Source organism: Priestia sp. SB1 (assembly GCF_038898415.1).
Genome location: NZ_JBBJSS010000004.1, coordinates 226,768 through 246,962 on the forward strand (window position 1 = coordinate 226,768; position 20,195 = coordinate 246,962).

At 36.6% G+C, this 20,195-nt stretch carries 19 protein-coding genes; 16 read left to right on the forward strand and 3 right to left on the reverse strand.

Translation table 11 applies throughout. The features are described from left to right. Positions 1–139 precede the first annotated feature (139 nt). The 9 genes from WKH56_RS16320 to WKH56_RS16360 all read left to right on the forward strand — a co-directional run bounded on the left by WKH56_RS16320 (position 140) and on the right by WKH56_RS16360 (position 7,473). Positions 140–1,576, forward strand: a complete 1,437-nt coding sequence (locus tag WKH56_RS16320; RefSeq protein WP_196299092.1) for an FAD-binding protein — start codon at positions 140–142, stop codon at positions 1,574–1,576. Next, entirely contained in the window at positions 1,573–2,136 is a 564-nt protein-coding gene (locus WKH56_RS16325) for an MFS transporter (protein ID WP_048020783.1), read from the forward strand. Before WKH56_RS16320 ends, WKH56_RS16325 begins: the two co-directional genes overlap by 4 nt. Positions 2,137–2,237: 101 nt before the next feature. Beyond that, the gene (locus WKH56_RS16330; RefSeq protein ID WP_033579061.1) at positions 2,238–2,429 is read left to right on the forward strand and encodes a hypothetical protein; all 192 of its coding nucleotides are present in this window, start codon (positions 2,238–2,240) and stop codon (positions 2,427–2,429) included. Between the two features lie 118 nt (positions 2,430–2,547). Continuing rightward, positions 2,548–2,739 (forward strand): hypothetical protein, encoded by a 192-nt coding sequence (locus WKH56_RS16335; RefSeq protein ID WP_033579060.1) that lies wholly within the window; start codon positions 2,548–2,550, stop codon positions 2,737–2,739. Positions 2,740–3,136: 397 nt separating this feature from the next. Then, complete coding sequence (locus WKH56_RS16340; RefSeq protein ID WP_310884503.1) at positions 3,137–3,481, forward strand: Na-translocating system protein MpsC family protein; 345 nt, start codon at positions 3,137–3,139, stop codon at positions 3,479–3,481. Positions 3,482–3,669: 188 nt separating this feature from the next. Beyond that, on the forward strand, positions 3,670–4,464 hold the full coding sequence (locus WKH56_RS16345; protein ID WP_310884502.1) for a formate/nitrite transporter family protein: 795 nt from the start codon (positions 3,670–3,672) through the stop codon (positions 4,462–4,464). Between the two features lie 295 nt (positions 4,465–4,759). Next, entirely contained in the window at positions 4,760–4,951 is a 192-nt protein-coding gene (locus tag WKH56_RS16350; protein ID WP_257042660.1) for a hypothetical protein, read from the forward strand. 116 nt (positions 4,952–5,067) lie between these two features. Continuing rightward, the gene (locus tag WKH56_RS16355; RefSeq protein ID WP_342836100.1) at positions 5,068–7,029 is read left to right on the forward strand and encodes a GTP-binding protein; all 1,962 of its coding nucleotides are present in this window, start codon (positions 5,068–5,070) and stop codon (positions 7,027–7,029) included. 132 nt (positions 7,030–7,161) lie between these two features. Continuing rightward, positions 7,162–7,473, forward strand: coding sequence for a hypothetical protein (locus tag WKH56_RS16360; protein WP_048020795.1), 312 nt, complete (start codon positions 7,162–7,164; stop codon positions 7,471–7,473). 58 nt (positions 7,474–7,531) lie between these two features. Here WKH56_RS16360 and WKH56_RS16365 read toward each other — a convergent pair whose 3' ends face one another. Beyond that, entirely contained in the window at positions 7,532–8,053 is a 522-nt protein-coding gene (locus tag WKH56_RS16365; protein WP_342836101.1) for an LURP-one-related/scramblase family protein, read from the reverse strand. A 224-nt stretch (positions 8,054–8,277) separates the two neighbouring features. Here WKH56_RS16365 and gad point away from each other — a divergent pair, with 224 nt between their 5' ends. From gad to mbcS, 6 genes are all read left to right on the forward strand, one after another. After that, on the forward strand, positions 8,278–9,681 hold the full coding sequence (gad, locus tag WKH56_RS16370) for a glutamate decarboxylase (RefSeq protein WP_033579053.1): 1,404 nt from the start codon (positions 8,278–8,280) through the stop codon (positions 9,679–9,681). Positions 9,682–9,894: 213 nt separating this feature from the next. Then, positions 9,895–10,902: a hypothetical protein gene (locus tag WKH56_RS16375; RefSeq protein WP_342836102.1), complete on the forward strand. Its 1,008-nt coding sequence runs from the start codon at positions 9,895–9,897 to the stop codon at positions 10,900–10,902. A 67-nt stretch (positions 10,903–10,969) separates the two neighbouring features. After that, entirely contained in the window at positions 10,970–11,464 is a 495-nt protein-coding gene (locus WKH56_RS16380) for a cupin domain-containing protein (RefSeq protein WP_048020802.1), read from the forward strand. Between the two features lie 172 nt (positions 11,465–11,636). After that, entirely contained in the window at positions 11,637–12,380 is a 744-nt protein-coding gene (locus WKH56_RS16385) for a hypothetical protein (RefSeq protein WP_048020804.1), read from the forward strand. Between the two features lie 1,656 nt (positions 12,381–14,036). Continuing rightward, positions 14,037–14,735: a hypothetical protein gene (locus tag WKH56_RS16390; protein WP_014459981.1), complete on the forward strand. Its 699-nt coding sequence runs from the start codon at positions 14,037–14,039 to the stop codon at positions 14,733–14,735. Between the two features lie 156 nt (positions 14,736–14,891). After that, positions 14,892–16,472, forward strand: coding sequence for an acyl-CoA synthetase MbcS (mbcS, locus tag WKH56_RS16395; RefSeq protein ID WP_342836103.1), 1,581 nt, complete (start codon positions 14,892–14,894; stop codon positions 16,470–16,472). Positions 16,473–16,516: 44 nt separating this feature from the next. Here the strand turns inward: mbcS and WKH56_RS16400 are convergent, their stop codons facing one another. Continuing rightward, a complete protein-coding gene (locus WKH56_RS16400; RefSeq protein WP_033579048.1) occupies positions 16,517–17,479 on the reverse strand; it encodes a VanW family protein in 963 nt (320 codons plus the stop codon). Between the two features lie 400 nt (positions 17,480–17,879). On the opposite strand from WKH56_RS16400, the gene WKH56_RS16405 reads away from it, so the two are divergent. Next, entirely contained in the window at positions 17,880–18,338 is a 459-nt protein-coding gene (locus WKH56_RS16405; protein WP_013057155.1) for a MarR family winged helix-turn-helix transcriptional regulator, read from the forward strand. A gap of 36 nt (positions 18,339–18,374) precedes the next feature. Here the strand turns inward: WKH56_RS16405 and WKH56_RS16410 are convergent, their stop codons facing one another. Then, positions 18,375–19,886 (reverse strand): class I adenylate-forming enzyme family protein, encoded by a 1,512-nt coding sequence (locus WKH56_RS16410; protein WP_033579047.1) that lies wholly within the window; start codon positions 19,884–19,886, stop codon positions 18,375–18,377. Positions 19,887–20,195: the final 309 nt, after the last annotated feature.

A 20,195-nucleotide genomic window follows, 5' to 3' on the forward strand; every position in this document is an offset into this window, starting at 1 on the left:
TACATTAAATTACAAGCTTTTTTCATATACTTTCTCAAAATAAGTTATAATATAGTGTAAAAATACACTATATTAGTGTTATTTCACTTTTTGTATGGTATAATTTCACAGAAATAAAGAAAGGAGCTTACAGTTTGTGATGAAGAAAAACCTGTTGTTAGGATCTTTTTTATCTTTTTATCTAGTAGGTTCGTATACCTCATATCATATCTATAAACAGCAGCAAACCCGTCCTGTAACGGAGGATGTTGCACAGCTTCTTCCTACAAAAGTTAAAGAAATAAAGCATGGGACCACTGAAAAACAGCTTAAAAATTGGGTGAAAACTGCTTCACAGCATCATGAAAAAATAGCGATTTCAGGGATGCAGCACAGCCAAGGAGGGCAGACGTACTATCCTAATGCTATTTTACTTGATATGAAGCAGTACAATAAAATTATAGATTACAAGCCCCGTCAAAAAGAAATTACGGTTCAAAGCGGGACAACGTGGAATGATATTCAGCAATATATACATAAAGACGGCCTTGCTCTTCAGGTTATGCAATCACAAAATATTTTTACCGTTGGAGGTTCTATCAGCGTGAACGTACACGGCAGAGATATTCGATACGGTTCTTTAATGGATACGGTCAAATCTATGCGTCTACTGCAGGCGGACGGATCTATTATCGAAATTAGCCGGACGAAACACCCCCAGCTGTTTTCTTTAGTAAACGGAGGCTACGGGTTATTTGGGGTCATTTTAGATGTGACGCTTCGTTTGACGGACGATGAATGGTACGAAGATGAAATTATTCGCTTAGATTATAGGCAGTATACAGCGTATTTTAAAAACTACGTACAGCAGAACCCTGACGTTCGTATGCATATGGCGCGTATTTCTGTTTCTCCTAATCAATTGCTAACAGATATGTACGTCACAAACTACCGTTTATCTTCTCAAAATACTTCTACTGCAAACGAACCGCTCAAGACAGAAAAAATAGTGGCACTTCCTAAATTTATGCTAGGGCTGTCTCGGTATAGCGACTGGGGCAAAGATATGCTGTGGGAAACACAAAAGGCTTATTTCTTAAAACAAAATGGACGGCTTGAAACAAGAAATAATGTTATGCGTTCTGAAAGTGATTTTATGGAATACGAAAGTGCTAGCCAGACGGAAATTTTGCAAGAATACTTTGTTCCAGTTGATGAATTTGCTTCTTACATCGATGATTTACGTCAAGTGTTATCAACTGAGGAATTAAATTTATTGAACATTACCGTTCGCTATGTAGAGAAGGATAATAAAGCCGTCATGTCTTATGCAAAAGACGATATGTTTGCTCTTGTTTTACTTATTAACCAGAAAAGAGACAATCAAGGCATCTCTGATACACAAAGAGTTGTCCGAAAAATGGTGGATGTGACGCTGCAGCATCAGGGAAGCTATTACTTGCCTTACTACGGCTACCCAAGCAAGAAGCAGTTAGAAGAGGCTTACCCTCATACAACCGCCTTTTTTAATTTGAAAAGAAAATATGACCGGAACGAAACGTTCGTTAATTTATTTTATAAGGAGTATGGAAAATGACGTACAAACAACTCTTACATTCACAAAGCCTGATGATTACCGCAAGCAGTATTGTGTTTCCTTTTTACCTTTTACTGCTTCGAAATCTTGGCGATAGCTATTCACAATTTGGCTTAGCTTACGGAATTTTTGCTTTAACCGCAGCTTTGAGTCATCCGTTGATCGGTTCATGGAGTGACAGAGTAGGAGAAAAGCGCTTGCTTCTTTTATATACGTTTGGGATGGCCGTTGTTATGATTGTGATTCCTGTTTTAACAACGATCACACAGGTGTATATCATTCAAATTATAATGGGTCTGCTTGGAGCTCTTCAAAAAACAGCAGAAAAAATAGCGTTATCTAGGCAGACAGATCGTGATCACACAGGAAAACAAGTAGGACACTATCATTTATGGACCTCTATATGGGCAGCCTTGGCCGTTATTGCAACAGGGTATATCATTGATTTTCTGACAATCGGAAGCCTTTTTTACATCACTTCGTTTATGTACGTAGCGGCAGGGGTATTAATATGGCAAAAACCAAAAACAATCGAGCTTGAACGCCACCATTCGCTGTAAAAGCATATATGGACAGGTCACCTGAATTTTTTAGTTCGTACAGTAAGATACTATAAAAAATTTATGTTCTCCCGATATAAGTACTGAAAGGAGAAACGTTTATGCAAGGTATAAGTATATCAGGGCAAGATGCATGGTCTTCTATTATAGTATCGTTCGCTATTTTCATCATTATATGGGGTCTGATTCCAGGCTTAACTATAAAGTATTTATGTAAAAGTCAAACACTAGGTATAGCAAGTTTTTTTATCGGTATTGTCTATGGAGTTAAAGCGGGTCATTTTCTTATTTAAATACGGTTTAGGTTAAATAAGGAAGCTTGGACCGCTATTAGCTAAGTGGGAGTCCCTTTTGTTTCCTGTTATTTTTTTAGAGCAATTCTCCATAATAACAGTTAAAGAGGTGAATCCGATGACAGATAACAATGTTGGGTTTGGAGTTAGCGGAAGCGAAGAGACTAGAAAAAAATCTACTGTTTCTAGTAAAACTCCTATATCTAATGATGTACAACAAAATCAAAAACAAGATAACTACGAAAAGCTTAGCCATCAACTAAATTCATTATCTGATGATGAATTTAGAGCAGATCGTGATGAAGATTAAGGGCTACCTATCAAAAAAGAATATTTAAATTAAATAAAGTATTATGAAAGTAAACTAAGTGGATTCCATGACTTTAACGTGATAGCATTAAGTACTGGTACAAACATACCACTTGACTATTTTGACATGCTATCTTGTCAAAGTTCTTAGTTATTTCTTTGATAACTGAGAATTCATTTGTAACCTTTAAGTAGAGATATAAAGGTAATCCTTCACTTTAATAAGTGAAGGATTTTTTTATCATTTCGTAATGATTTTGCGATTGTTTGGATTAACGGGGATAAAACAGATACATTGTATACAATGTAAACGTCGTCATGTATAATGTAACTTATTCTTAGTTGAAAACTTGAATGAGCAGGACAGACATACTCGAGATAAGCGGAGGCATACACCGGTGTCTAAAAAAATACATGATTTTAATGATATTATCCGAAAGCTGCGCAAAAAACTTTTTGGAAAAGGTCCAGAACGAATTCATACTGTATTCGTTCAAAACATGGCTATTTCAACTTTGTACGGCAACTTAACGCCAGCTGAACAATTTATCGCGAGAACAACCGAAGGTAAAGAGACGGTACATATGGCAAGAACGAAGCTTATTCAAAACCTTTATGCTTCATCTCCTCCAAAAGGACTTGAAGACTTGTTAGGAGCTAAGCTGAGCTATTTATTTTCCGATATCAAAGTGGAAGAAGATATCGCCGTTTCCGTATTTGTGTTTGAAACCAATATTCAGTAGAAGAATGTAAAATACATAATTTAATTAAATGAAAGAGAAGTAGGATCTGCTTGTTTTTTATTTAGTTTTATTATAAATAATGATGACTGATATACTGTAAAGAAAGTGCAGGATTATTAGGCAGCATTCAAAAACCTTGTGTAAAAGGTGTTTTTGAGTGTTGCCTTTTTTAATTAAGGAGGAGTTTTATGGCATTTCACAAGCCGGATAAAATGTTAAACATCGCTTTAGAAGCAGGGGTTTCAAAGACGAAGTTATCCCTTTCTTCTATTCTTATGCTTGGGTTTTTAGGAGGCGCGTTTATTGCGCTTGGTTTTTTACTAGATGTGCGCGTCATTGGTAATTTACCAACTGAATGGGGAAGTTTATCAAATCTTTTAGGAGGGGCCGTCTTTCCTGTAGGTCTTATGCTGGTAGTACTTGGCGGAGCAGAGCTCATTACGGGGAATATGATGTCTGTCTCCATTGCCCTGTATGCAAGAAAAATTTCGCTTCGTCACTTGCTTCATAACTGGTTTTGGGTCACGCTTGCTAACTTTTTAGGTGCCGTATTTATTGCGTATTTCTTTGGACATATTGTCGGGTTAACAGAAACGGGGCCTTTTTTAGATAAAACGGTAGCAATTGCTCAAGCTAAAATTGACGACTCATTTTTTAAAACGCTTATTTCTGCCGTGGGCTGCAACTGGCTTGTATGTTTAGCTATTTGGCTTTCATACGGCGCTAACGACGTTACGGGGAAAATTCTTGGTATTTGGTTTCCGATTATGGCATTTGTTGCGATTGGCTTTCAGCACGTTGTAGCCAATATGTTTATTATTCCCGCCGCTATTTTTGCAGGTCACTTTACATGGATTGATTTTATGACAAATATTATCCCTACCTTTATTGGAAATATGATAGGAGGAGCTGTATTTGTAGGTCTTATTTATTTTTCTTCTTATCAACAGAAACAAAAAGAACGATTAAAAAAAGCTTCTTAATCAGGATTTATCAGTTGTCATTAAAAAAGCAGTCTCTTAGTAAAGAGGCTGCTTTTTTGATAGTGAAAGGTGAAAAAATGTACTTTTAACAATTTATGTATGATAACATATAAATCGATTAGAATATGGTACCATGAGCGTTTGAATCCACACTATTATTTTCATAATAATATTATGGTTGACTAGATGTTGATTAATACATTCGCAATTGAATATCTAGTACTACTTACTGTTTTATATGATTCATATGCAAATCATATTTAATAACTTACTAACGCTAACGGAGAGTGAAAAGATGAAGTTCATGCTTGCTGTTTTATTGATTATACTTGGTAGTATTTTAGTTGGTTTGACTAGTAACAGTCTAGGCGCAACAGGTAATAACATCATGCATTTAGCTGGAATTGGGTGCCTTATAGCAGCTATTTTTATAGCAAAAGGCAAAAAAGATATCAAACACCGTAAAAAAAAGGAATGCGATGTTTAATCACGCATTCTTTTTTGATGTAAGCAGCTCTAGGCCTTTGTCGTCCACTTTTTCTTACGATTATTATAAAATAGAGAATAACAGCTATACATACAGCAGTAAGGTGGTATTTAACAATGAAACAATCTAACAAAACAATCGGTATTGCAGCGCATGTGGATGCAGGGAAGACTACGTTTTCCGAGCAGCTTCTTTACCACACAAAAAGTATTAAACAGCGAGGAAGAGTTGACCACAAAGATTCGTTTCTTGATACTCATACGATTGAGAAAGAACGGGGCATTACGGTATTTGCTGACCAAGGAACTTTTTCATATAACGGTTCTACTTATTATTTAATTGATACGCCTGGCCACGTCGATTTTTCACCTGAAATGGAACGTTCTATTCAAGTGATGGACTATGCGATTGTTATCTTAAGCGCAGTCGAGGGAGTGGAAGGGCATACAGAAACGGTTTGGCAGCTGCTTCAAAAACATCGTGTGCCCGTATTCTTTTTCATCAATAAAATCGATCGTGTAGGAGCAGATCCTGAACGTGTTATAAATGATATTAAACATAACTTAACCCCTGATGTTTTTGACATAACTTCAGAGCTTATAGACGGCTCGTTAAGTGAGGAACTTATTGAATTTACAGCTGAAAAAGATGAAGAGCTTTTAGATGCATTTATGGAAGGCAAGAATGATCAAGCTTATTGGAAAGCGGCTATGCAAAAGCTTATTCAAGCCAATCGGATTTTCCCGTGTGCTTGTGGCTCAGCTTTGCAAGACATCGGTATTGAAAGTTTTTTAGAAAAGCTCGATTTGCTATCAGAAACCCACTACTCGCAGGAAGAAGCATTTTCAGGGCGTGTATATAAAATTCGGCACGATGAAAACGGCATGCGCATCACGTTTATCAAAGCTCTAAGCGGGACACTGCAAGTGCGTGATGAAGTGGCTTATGAAAAAAACGAAGAGCTATACGAAGAAAAAATCACTCAAATTCGTGCTTATAACGGAAGCGCATTCAAAAACGTAAATGAAGGTTCAGCCGGCGAACTTTTTGCAGTTACAGGATTGACTTCAGCATCCGTTGGAAACGGTCTTGGAACGTTAAAAGAAAGCCGCTCCTACGAACTTTTGCCTACGTTAAAATCAAAAGTTGTTTTTGAGCCTTCTGTTCATCCAAAAGAAGGAATTAAACTTTTTCAACTATTAGATGCCGAAGATCCTTCTTTACATGTGACGTGGGAAGAAAGGACTCAAGAGCTTCATATTCATGTGATGGGAGCCATTCAGCTTGAAGTTCTCGAAAAACTGATAAAAGAACGTTTTAATATAAACGTACAGTTTGAAGAACCAGAAATTTTGTACAAAGAATCCATTGAAAATACAGTGATGGGCTACGGGCATTTTGAACCGTTGAAACACTATGCAGAAGTTCACTTGAAAATAGAAGCAGCGGAACGAAACAGCGGAATTACCTTTGAAAATGCTTGTCACGCCGATGATTTATCCGTTGGGTATCAAAATCTAGTCCGTCAGCATATATTTGAAAAGCCGCATCACGGTTTGCTAACGGGGTCGCCTATTACTGATTTAAAAGTGATGTTATGTACTGGACGGGCTCATAATAAGCATACAAGCGGAGGAGATTTTAGAGAAGCAACGTACCGTGCACTGCGACAAGGCTTAGAAAAAGCCAAAAACATTGTGCTAGAACCGTATTATGATTTTAAAATTAAAGTGGATATTGATCAAATGGGCAGAGTATTAGCTGATGTTCAAAGTGCACACGGTCGCTTTGATTCTCCTGTAACAACCGAAAACAAAGCGGTTATTACAGGAAAAGTTCCTGTTGCTACTTTTATGAACTACGGTTCGACGCTAGCATCTTTTACGCACGGAAAAGGAGCGATGTCTCTATTATTCGGAGGGTATGAACGTTGTCATAATGAAGAAGAAGTGATTGAACGAATCCGCTACAATAAAGAGGCAGATCCGGAATACAGCTCATCCTCTGTCTTTTGCGCCAAAGGACAGGGATATACGGTTCCTTGGAAAGAAGCAGAAGAAAAAATGCACTGTTTATAACAAGCACTGTAGCAATCGCTACAGTGTTTTTTTCGTCATATGCTTTCACCAGCTGCTTTCTCCATACCTTTACAATAAAAACCACATTATAGTATAGTTTACTTATATTTCTAGAAATGAGGTGATAGAAGCATGGATACTACTGTTAAAACAACTAAAAGCGGGATAATAGGTGGAATTCTCGGAGGAATTTCACTTTTATATGTCATTATTAATACTTTATTGATCCTTAACTTTTTTACAGGACTTATTGCGGCTGAAAAGCTTCAAGGTCTTCCTATTATCGCACCTATCTTTTTAGTTCCGCTCATGGTTGTTCCTGCAATTATTGGTTTTTTTATAAAAAAAGACAAGCTCTGTCTATGGGCGATTATTTTAAATATCATCTTGTTTCTTGTACCAATTGGCTACCATGTCATCGGTACGTTAGTATTCGGTCCTTAATCAAAAAACGAACAAACTTCAATATAAAGTTTGTTCGTTTTTTGATATCACATAACCACTATTGAGCCGGAGCAGTAGCTGTACTGCTGTTTTCGTCTTTTACCATCATCCTTACACCTTGTACAACCGCAATTCCTTCCCACTTATCAAGATCAGGTTCGAGAAATTCTAAAGCAAACGTGTGTGGACGTAATGACAGAAATGAAGAAAGTGTGCGGACTTGAATGACAGGAACGCCGGAACGCAAAACGTCAAATTTACGATCTGTTATATTCCCCGTAATTTCATATGTATCGCCGTCGTTTCTAATATAAAGATACTTCTTTTTAAAAAAAGTGAATTTCCGTTGAATCATTCCAACTTCATTTCCGTGGTGATCTGAAATAATCAGCTTTGGCATAAGGGCAAACATTTTAGATTTACCTGTAAACACGATCTCTTCGTTTTTCAAAATCTCAAATTTATTAGCAATAGATAACTTATATGCGAAATTTCCAACAATGTCTTGTGATTCATTATAAATAGGAGATTCACCTAATTCGAAAAACTTGTCTTGCAAAATAATTCCTTGTTTCTCCATCTAAAAACCTCCTTTAGAATATATTACTATATCTTACACCTTTTGAGTTTGATAAGACTATTTTCATGGGTATTATTAAATAAAGTTCGTCCTTACGTGCTGCGAATAATGAAAAGAATGAAAATAGGTTTCAAAGCTCATAATGTGTAAAGGAGACCTGCTTGTTACAACACCAGGTGGAACGTAAAGCAATTTGTTAGATATACATAAGGAGATGATACTTTATGCCTCAATGGCATCCGCATCGTGAACAAAAAAATTTACCTGATGAATTTCCTGTTAATCCGCTTTTTTCTCGACAAGGAGAAGTGACGATTCCAAGGCTTCGTATTAGTGATCAAGGTATGCTTCCCGAAACAGCTTATCAAATCATTCATGACGAAATTGCTTTAGACGGGAATGCCCGCTTAAATTTAGCTACCTTTGTTACTACGTGGATGGAGCCTGATGCAAAGCGTTTGTACGGCGAATCTTTTGATAAAAATATGATTGATAAAGATGAGTATCCGCAGACAGCGGCTATTGAAGAGAGATGCGTACGTATTTTAGCGGATTTGTGGAATTCTCCTAATCCAGATACAACGATGGGCGTTTCAACTACGGGTTCATCTGAAGCATGTATGCTTGGCGGACTTGCGTTAAAAAGACGCTGGCAAAAACTGCGTAAAAGTAAAGGGCTATCAACAGAACGGCCGAACATTGTATTTAGTTCATCCGTTCAAGTGGTATGGGAGAAATTCGCAAACTATTGGGACGTAGAGCCTCGTTATGTGAACATTAATGAAGATCATCCTTATTTAGATGCAGAAGGCGTCATTAATGCGGTTGATGAAAATACAATTGGTGTCGTACCGATTCTTGGAGTCACATATACAGGAGTTTACGAACCAATTGCTGCTATTGCAAAAGCATTGGATGAGTTACAGGAAAAGACAGGATTAGATATTCCTATCCATGTAGACGCTGCTTCTGGAGGTTTTATCGCTCCGTTTCTTCAACCAGACCTTATCTGGGATTTCCGCTTGCCGCGAGTAAAGTCCATTAACGTATCGGGACACAAGTACGGTTTAGTCTATCCTGGCTTAGGATGGGTGATTTGGAGAGAAAAAGAAGACTTGCCTGAAGATCTTATTTTCCGCGTTTCTTACTTAGGAGGCAACATGCCAACTTTTGCACTTAACTTCTCTAGACCAGGAGCACAAGTCCTTTTACAGTACTACAATTTCTTACGTTTAGGTAAAGAGGGCTATTATGCCGTGCAAAAAACCTCCCAAGAAAACGCGCTGTTTCTCAGCAAAGAAATTGGAGAAATGGACGCATTCGAAATTATCGCCGATGGTTCAGATATCCCAGTTCTTGCTTGGAAACTAAAAGAAGGATACACGCCAAACTGGACTCTTTATGACCTGTCTAGACAATTGCGCACGTATGGATGGCAAGTGCCTGCTTATCCACTCCCAGCAGACATGGAAGAAATCACAATCATGCGCATTGTTGTTAGAAATGGATTTTCAAGAGACCTTGCTCATTTATTTATGGTTAATTTCAAACAAGCCGTTGAATTTCTTAACTCATTGGATAGACCTGTTCTTAAAGACACGAAATACGACAATGGATTTCATCATTAACATCGATTACGAACACACAAAGCCGTGTTATGAAAAGTACATGGCTTTGTGTTTTTTTATGCATAAAAAGATAATCTTTTCAAAAAAATACCATAAATCAAACAAGAAAATATTCTTATATTTTCTTAATTTTGGTATAATAACCCCTAAGGTTTTATAGTTCTTTAGAATTATATAAAACCTAAAAAAGATAAAAAAAGGGGATAATAGTCTATGAAAATGTTGAAACTTGCTTTTGGTATTCCACTGTTAGCTATATTGCTAGCAGCCTGTAGCGAGGAGTCCAGTGAGACTGTATCGCAAAAAGAAGAGCCTACAGAGAAATCAACAGCGGTTCATACGAAAGAAAATGGCAATAAAACGGCTGTAAAAGAATCATCGCCGAATACATTACAAACAAAAGCATCAACCATTAAAAAAGCAGTTAATTCTAAAGAAGCTGATCGCGATTACTTATTAAACGTAATGAATGGTTATCAGTATATCCAAGTAGGTGACAATCAGTATATTTACTACGGGATTAATCAAGAGCAAAATGTTTTTTGTATGATGGAAGTTAATTTTGACGCCAGTGGTGATTATGTAGAAAACATCAATTTTGTTGATAATGCTTCAGAAGAACAAATTGCTTTGCTTCAAAACCAAATACAAGAACAACAAAAGCAATTATCAGACCTTGAGCAGCAGCAAATGGAAAAAGAATTAGATGATTACTACGCGCAGCTAGAAGAAGACCGACAAAAAGAAGAAGAGGCGCAGGCCAAGGCTGATGCAGAAGCTGAAGCTCAGGCAGAAGCAGATCGCAAAGCGGAAGAAGAACGTTTAGCAGAAGAAGAGAAGAAACAGCAGGAGGAAGAGGAAGCTCAGGCAAAAGCGGATGAGGAAGAAGCTCAGGCTGATTCGGAAGATGAGGCGCAAACAGAATCAGAATCAGAGCAAGAAGAAGATACAGAAACCCTTGAGGAAGAGGAACCAGCCGAACAAACAGTTTCCCAAGAGCAAGCTATCCAGCTAGTTCGTGACCAACAAGGCATATCTGAAGATTCACCTCTTCTTGTAGAATACGATCACCTTGACGATTCAGGAAACTATATTATCCATGTTTATGAGAGCGTTGTAGATAATGAAGAAACAGGAGAGGAACATACAGCTACACAAGGTTGGTATCAAGTAAGTCCTAGTGATGGGTCCATTACTGATGTTACGGTAGATGGTTACTAATACTGTAGTAGGTTTTTAGATGATAGATGAATACCTTTAAAATTAAATTACAAATGAGGGATAATTTATGAGTGAGTTAAAAAATATAGTAATCAAACCTTTACACGGAATTCCAAATGACCAAAATACGTATCATTTTATGCAAGAGACAATTACGATATTAGCTTCAGGAGAAGATACTAATGGTGCCTTTTCAGTTGTTCACCTTGTAGAACCTCCCAAAATGGGGCCTCCTTTGCATGTCCACGAAAATGAAGATGAAACTTTTTATATAAAAAAAGGGAGATTTATATTTTTTGTAGGTGATGAAATCTTTGAGGTAAATGAAAACGAGTACGTTTTTGCTCCTAAAGGAATTCCACATCGATTTGAGGCCGGAATTGACGGTGGAGAAATGATTGTCACAGCATCACCAGCTAAATTTGACAGCTTTGTAAAAGAATTAGGCTTACAAGTTCCAAAAGATTCTGGGCTACCAGATTTCCAAGGTCCAACTCCAGAGCAGATGCAACAATTAGTTAATGTTGCGGAAAAATATAATTACAAATTCATCTTAGAATAAGCTTATATGCAAGTGAATTTCAGTTGATTTTCCTTTATATAAAAAATAGATGCGAAGTCTAAAAACACCTGATCCAACCTATAAAGCAAACGAAACAAAGGTAGGTACGAACTTAAGTAGTTCGCTGCATTGAAGTCAATCATCCAATGAATAAGAAGGTGAGGAACTTGTTATGAAGATGAAACGCTTACTGGCACTTCCGTTTTTAACACTAGGATTTTTGGCAGGCTGTGGGGAAGGTGCGCAAACATCTCAAGAAAATCAATCAAATACTGCAAAAAAAGAAATTACGTCATCGGACCAAACAGAGAGAGAGAAAGTTAAAAAAGAAGAAACAACCAACAATAAAACTAATTCAACTCATGTAGCGGAGCAGTCTCCAACGTATAAACAAGAGACACCTTCATCAAAAGAAGGAAACACTCCTGCAGGTAATGCCCATGGGTCCGCAACAGAACACCCTAAAAGTAATTCAGTAGAAAAGGAACAATCAAAGAGCGATCATTATTCTTCAGAATCCTCCCTACAAGGAGAAGACAAGACTGTTCCCTCTGAAGAAGAAGCACCATTGTGGGAAGATTCAGCAGCTATCGCGAAACATGCAGAAGAGGAGCAAGAACGAACTAGAAAAGCGGAAGAAAAAAGTGAACGTGATCGTGCCGAAGATGAAGAAAAGTCTATTGCCGAAGATGGGTTATTCATTAAAGTAACACCCGTCATGGTAGAAGAAGAAAAAGCAGCGGCTTATCTTATTCCAAAATTACCTACTGAAACACAGAAAAAAGTGGCAGAGGAAAAGAAGGAAAACCCTTCTGGATTTAGTAGAACTTTATGGAAGTGTTCACAAGTTCGGTACGCGCTAGATAATGGTATGCAGGAAGTGGATGATTCAGGTTTTTGCGGATTAACGAAATAATTAAAAATAGCACATGGTGTTCTGGTTACACCATGTGCTATTTTTCACTTAATGTTCAATCAGTTTGTATTCTTAATGAATCACCATTGTTTACTTACAAAAGAAATAAATTTGGGCTATTTGATAAAATTCATGACTACGATTAGGAAACGTACCTTAGTGAGTGAAGCCTTGAAACTAGTAACTCGAAAAGTTTGTATGACAAGCGGATGGAGGGGAAGAAGTTGTTCTTTTTCCTTTTTTTCGCTTCTACATTAAATCAACTACTATCACACTGATTCATAGCTACTTTAAACTTGGGATGCAAAATTGTAAAGTTCTAGGATAAAGCATAAGGCATTACTTAATTACATATAAAATGATACGTACTGGCGTATTCAGGAGATTGCGATTAAGTGAGCGGTCATTTTAACCATTTCTAAGATATAATCTATCCATAGCTTGTACATAATTTAATTCATTTGACCTTAAGCGCGTCATTCAGGCGATCTTTGAGAGTTCTGTTCACAACCCAAAAATTAAAATCCCGAAAGCAAAAACAGCTGATTTAAAAGGAACCTACACATTTTAAAGGAAAAGCAAAGTATTCCAAGGATCTAAGAGCAAGGGAGACCCTAACGATTTTATTTCTTTTTCTAGTTTACATAATATATATTCTAGGAATCAATTGATAAAACACAAATTCTGTCTCATTATAAAAGTATACTTATGATAGTGAGACAGAATTTAAAAATGAGATAGGGTTCGTATTTATATGATCTAACTCACTAAACTAATTAGCATCAATATTTGTTCTAATTGAACAATTGCAGATATGATTTTATAGAAATACATATGAATTTCACCAGTTTATTTTTAGGATTGATCAGTTCGATTGATGTTTAGATTATATTTAGAGAGTTTGAAAAATGAATGACTTATATAAATTAAATTTTACACTCATTCATTTTTTCTCATCGTATTCTCAATGAACCTTTTGCAAAACGATGAAATCTGTTTGTAATTAATATCTTAAGGATTTATTTGCTACTGAACGTATATTTTTCATTTAGTACATATGTTTGCATTAAATGGATTTTTATTCATCAACAAAAGTAAAAACCTCGTATTTTCTGTAATAAAATACAGTTATAAGTATTTTTATTCTACTTAATTCCTTGTTAAAATCACTATAAACCCCTTTCCTATCAGCTTTTTAGTGATTTTAGTTGTAGTTTCCTTTTTCATCGGGTATAATATTAAACAAATAGATGACGGTATAAATTGGATGTCATTATCCAGTTTTAAAGGAGCGATACTCATGAACATTACAATTTATTATGGAAATCATGAAGATAAAACAATTCACACAATGGATTGTCACGTAGATATCGATTTAGATGATGAAGATATGGTAGCTTTAACAGAAGCTCGTTAATGAATATATAAAAGGCTGTGGATGCTTTTCATCTGCAGCCTTTTATTTTTTTGCTCCCCCTCTTCTTTTCCACCTTTTAATGACCGCTGCGTTTTAAGATCATTAGCTACTTTTATTATAAAATTTCAAATTCTCCTTTAACTTCTCTTTACTTTTCGACACATTTTTTGTATCATTAGATAAGAACATATGTTCGATTTATTTTTTATCGTATTGATGATCACAAGGAGTGTTTTTGAATGACGGTACGAAAAAGAAAAAGAAAGAAGCTCCCTCCTACCCTATCCAATACAGGCTTTATTGGAGCAACGTTTGCTGATACAGATGAATTAGCACGCAACGAATATCACTTTCCTCGTAAACAAATGAAAATTACCCATCATGTCTTAGATGCTTTGCTTCAAGGGGCAACGCACTTATTTCAACAGCATAAAGTTGAAGCCGCTATCTCATGCGTGTATCTGCCTAAGTACAAAAAGATCGGTTTGGTTCTTTCTAAACAACCTTTTGGCCGCGATGAAGGCATTGGGTATTTTATTAATTACTTAAAGGAAATCGGACATATTGAATGGGATGAAAAAACGAAAGACTACGAAATACATAATACGAGTTTTATCGGCGTGGTATTTGCAGATCTAGAAAAAATTGCTAAGTTCACCTTCGACTTTGAGTTAGAATTACTGTCGAAGTTCGTCAAGGACTTAATTATTCCTGCTAAAGAGCTATTCTTGCAGCATAATGTAAAAGCGTATCTCTCAGGCGTTGAAAATGAAGATCAGCATAAAGTAGGGTTTGTTTTATCGATTAAGCCTTATGATGAACGTAAGGAAGCAGACTTATATTTTGTGGAATACTTAAAAGAACGTGGTTTATACGAAGAAGACGAGTCTGAAGAAGAGCTAGTACCTATTCATACAAAATGGAGCTTATTTAAATAACATATGTTATACCCGCTGTCGTAATAAGACAAGCGGGTCTTTTTTTGCTTTTTTACTAAAACCCAAAACAAATTAGTAGCAAGTACTAATAGTTAGTAATATAATAATAGTAATGATAAAAAATCATTGATATCTATAATATAAGGAGTCGTTTTTATGATTCAACTAAAAGATTTAGTTCCAAGTGAACATTACAACTTAACAGAGGAAATTGAAAAACATGCATCTGATCAGCTTGCGCTAAAGTGGCAGGACGCTGACGGTGTGCGTGAGGAAATTACATATAACCAGCTGTTAGCAAAAGCAAATAAGGTGGCAAACGGGCTAACGGAGCTAGGATTAACAAAAGGCGATCACGTGTTGGTTATCGCACCTCGCCTTATTGAATCGTATGCTATTTACTTAGCATGTTTAAAAGCAGGTATTATTGTAATTCCTTCTTCAGAACTATTACGCGCAAAAGATATCCAATATCGTTTACATCACGCTGAAGCAAAAGCGATTATTTCTTACCATCCTTTCTGCAATGAGATCGATAAGATTGAAAACTTCCCTACTTCTCTACAACATAAAATTACATTTGGTGCTGATGTTACGTCGTGGACGCGCTTAGAGTCACTTACAGCGGATGCATCACAACAGTTCCAAGCAGCTAACACAACTAAGGATGATACGGCATTCCTTCCTTATACATCTGGTACAACAGGACAGCCAAAAGGCGTTGTTCATACTCATGGATGGGCTTATGCTCACCTTCGTATCGCTGCTGCTGAATGGTTAGATATTAAAAAAGGCGATACGGTCTGGGCAACAGCAGGTCCTGGTTGGCAAAAATGGATTTGGACTCCGTTTTTATCTGTACTTGGACAAGGTGCAACAGGCATTATCTATAACGGACGTTTTGAACCTAAAAAGTTTTTAGAAATTTTACAAGATGAACAAGTAAACGTACTGTGCTGCACGCCAACAGAGTACCGCTTTATGGCTAAAATTGATGAGCTTGAACGTTTTGACTTGTCTCACCTTCATAGCGCTGTATCTGCCGGAGAACCGCTAAACGAAGAAGTGATTAATGTGTTTAAAAAATATTTTAATATCCAAGTACGTGATGGATACGGCCAAACGGAAAATACCCTTTTGATTGGTACCTTAAAAGGTGTAAAAACGAAGATTGGTTCAATGGGTAAACCGATGCTTGAAGGGTTTGTAGAAATCATTAATGAAGACGGCGAGCCTTGTAAGCCTGGAGAAGTTGGAGACATTGCCGTTCGTAGAGATCTCCCTTCTCTTTTCAAGCACTACTATAAAGACATGGAGCGCACTGAGAAAACGTATAAAGGAAACTACTATTTAACAGGCGACCGCGCTTCTAAAGATGAAGATAACTATTACTGGTTCCAAGGACGCGGAGATGATATCATTATCAGTTCCGGCTATACAATTGGGCCATTTGAAGTTGAAGATGCATTAATTAAGCATCCAGCGGTGAAAGAATGTGCCGTTATAGCTAGCCCAGATGCTGATCGCGGCCATGTTGTAAAAGCGTATGTGGTTCTTGTCGATCATGCAAAAACAACAGATGCAGGGTTTATTAAAGAGCTGCAAAATCACGTAAAGACTTTAACTGCACCTTACAAATATCCTCGCGTAATTGAATTTATTGATGAATTGCCAAAAACTAATTCAGGTAAAATTCGACGTGTGGAACTTCGTGAACGCGAGCAACAAAAAGCATAATAAATGAAGAAAAAGACGTATCTGTTAGGATACGTCTTTTTTTATTAGATAGCACGCTGTGAAGTACGAACATCTACCGTTAAAACACCTGTATTTACGTTTGCATATGCTTTAATGATGACAGGATAATCTTTGTTGTTTGTGAACTTAAAATCAGGTCCTCCCCACGATACGGTCGCATCTCTTCCCGCAGGTACATAACCTACATGTTTTGAATGGTGAGACCTAGCTGTCACTTGAAGACCAGCGCCGTCAATCGCATTAAATAACGTAGAAGATGTTTGACAAATACCTCCGCCAATTCCCATCACCAGCTGTTTATTGATAATTTCAGGAGCAGGCTGATAGCCTCTTTCTGCTGTGCGCTCCCCAACTGTTTGATTATAAGAAAATGAATCTCCTGGTCCTAACACAACGTTATTAATTGCTTCTGCTGATAGCTGAACATTTCTGTTTCTGCTTGTATCACTTGGACGAAAACGTGTAGAATACGAAGCTAATGATACATCGGCGATCCCTTGAGCAGATGCTGCCGTGACATTTGGAGCGGTTTCGTATATCGGAACCTTTACCTCCAATTGTTTCGTATTTAAGTTCTGCAGATTTTTAACAAGTTCTGCTTCTTTTAAGATGATTTGCTTGGATCCGCCAGTCAACGATCCATTTTCATCTATTTTTATGTTTTGCATAGGTGTATCGATCCCTTTTGCCAGCTCAGACGCTAACTGTTTAATTTCTTGATCATATACACCTTTATCCTTGTAATGAACCGGCTTGAATTCTTTCATTACTTCTCCTGTACGGGAATCTTTTAACTGATACGTCAGTTCTTCGACTTTAAGGACTGGCTTTTTCTTTTTCTCAGCCTTTTTTTCTGGTTTTTTAGCCGCTTGTTTTTGTTCTATCGCAGCTGTTTGCTTTGCGGAATGATTTGTATACATGCCGTACGCAATAAACGCACTAACAATTGTCGCGCCAAGCAAGAGCGCCCCTAAGACTTTCTTCATGTAATTGAATCCCCCCATATCTCGGCTTTACCTCAATATGTTTTTTCTATAAAAATATGTATACATTCATTTTATACAAACATCTTATAAAAGACGATCTGCCAAAGTGAATAATCACCATTTTTTATATTTTTTTCTTTATTCAACACATGAGGTAAAGCGGAATGATGTTCATAGACCCCATTTTTTCTTATGAACTCAATAGAAAACAAATGTTGTATGCGTTTCCTGTTATTACTATTCTTATATATAATAGCACGAAAACAAGGATTTTTTAACGAATTATGGTAATTATTTTAAAATTTTTCTGACAATTTTCGCGGTGTTGTTCATTTTTCTATGGGCATTATACATGGTATAATGGTAAAAATGGAATTTGTTTTATGAGGAGGATTTACGCTTGACTGAACGTTATAGCAAAGAAGAGATTAGTCATCAGCTAGAAAGTATAGATCATGTAAAAGAAGCTCTTTTAAAATATAAAAACACCGTAATCGGTGAGAAATATGATTTGCTTCCCTACCATTTAACTTCAACAAAAGAGGCAATCTTAAAGACGATTCACGATAAAAAAAGCTGTATTGTTAGCGATATCACAAAAGTACTTGGGCTCTCACCCGGTGCTATCACCATTGTATTAAATCAATTAGAAGATGATGAGCTTGTGAATCGTATATATAAAAAGCAAAACCGCCGAAGCGTGTGGGTAGAGTTGACGGAAAAAGGCGAAAAAGTTGTCGAAATATTGCAAGCTACTCGTGTCGATTTTTGGTCAGATTTACTTTCACACTTATCAGAAGAAGAAAGAGATCAATACTTTCACATTATGAAAAAAATATCTCAAAAATTACAGCAATAAATATAAAAAAAAGCGGCTATAAGGCCGCTTTTTTTATTATGCGTGTGCTAAGGCTTGTTTTTTCACTTCGTTTTTCAACACTTTTCCTACACTGTTTTTAGGAAGTGATGAAACAAATACAACAGTTGGCACTTTATATGGTGCTAATCGTTCTTTACAGAAATTCACTACGTCTTCTTCAGTTAGAGCTGACGCTGCTTGTTTAACAACAAATGCATATGGAACTTCGCCGTACACATCATCAGGCATGCCGACAACTGTCGCTTCTAACACACCGTCTGCTGCTAGGACAACTTCTTCTACTTGATCTGGGTAGATGTTGTCTCCTCCATATACAATTACATCTTTATAGCGTCCTTCAATATAAAGAAATCCGTCTTCATCTAATCGACCTGCATCGCCCATCGCTAACCAGCCATCTTGTAAGACAGCATTTGTTGCTTCTTCGTTTTGCCAGTAGCCTTTAAATAGATAAGGGCTTCGTACAAGCACTTCACCTTTTTCTCCAGTTGGAACTTCTTGACGTGTTTCTGGGTCTACAATTTTAACTTCCACATGTGGAGCCGGTTTCCCAGCTGAGCTTACTTTCTTCCATCCCATTTGAGGATGCCATGAACTGATAATCCAAGCTTCTGTGCTTCCGTATCCTTGAGCTAAAATCATTCCGTTACGGTCATATTGTTCGATTAAAGACTCTGATACTTTTGTTCCGCCTGACACAGCAAGTTTTAGAGGGAAATCATAGTGATCTCCTTTTTCAAGCTCTTCTACGATGTATTTTAATGCTGGTGGTAGTGCAAACAGCATTTTAATGTTTTCTTTTTCGATTACCTCAATTACTTTAGCTGGATCTGTTTCTTCAGAACATACCATTGTGTTTCCTGTGTTAATGCACATAAATAAAATGCTCATCGAACTCATGTGGAAGAATGGATGAACAAATAAATAGCGCATGCTTTTATCAATATTTGCACGTTCTTCCTGTCCGCCAGAGTTTAAAAAGGCACTTACCGATCCGTGTGCAATCATACATCCTTTTGATTTACCTGTTGTACCTGATGTAAACATCATTAATGCTAAATCTTCAGGAAGTACTTCAGGAAGTGCTTCTGGTGTGTTTGTGTTATACGCTGAGAATTGAGTTGTAAATTCTTTTGCATCCTCAATTTTTAACGTAAAGCTAAGTCCAGCCGTTTGTTCCGCTTTTTCTAATACAGACGTAAATTCATTGTGGTGGATAATCGCTTTTAACTGTCCGCTTGTAATAATGCTATCAAGCTCATAAGGTGTCATGCTCTTACTTAATGGAACAACGACTGCTCCCACTTGTAAAATTCCCATTGTAACAACTGGGTAAGCAATGCTTGTATGAGCTAAAATACCAATACGATCTCCTTTTTGAATTCCTTTCTCTAAGAAGTAATGAGACAATTGATTTACTTTTTCATGAAATTCATTAAATGTATAACGTTCATTATGTTCAACTAGTGCTTCATGTTGAGGAGAAATCTCTGCACGTTCTGCGACTAAGTATTGTAATGTGTTCATTTTATCCTCTCCTTTGTCCGCTCGGACTAAATATTTCGTTCGTGAATATTTTAATGACTAAAACATAATAACAAAAAATTTTTCCGAAGTAAAAGTTTAAAATTATCAAAATGTGTTTATATAGGTTGTATCGGGAAATGTTAAAAGAGATGCTGTTTTTAATAAGTGTTGTATTACCAAGGGTTTGAGAAAAATTTACAAAATTTAAACAGTTCAGACACTGGGTTTAATGAACTATTTTTTTCCTTTTTTTGTTTGTAAATTAGTTTTTATTTCTTGTTTTTCATTTTTTTAATATATTTTCTTACT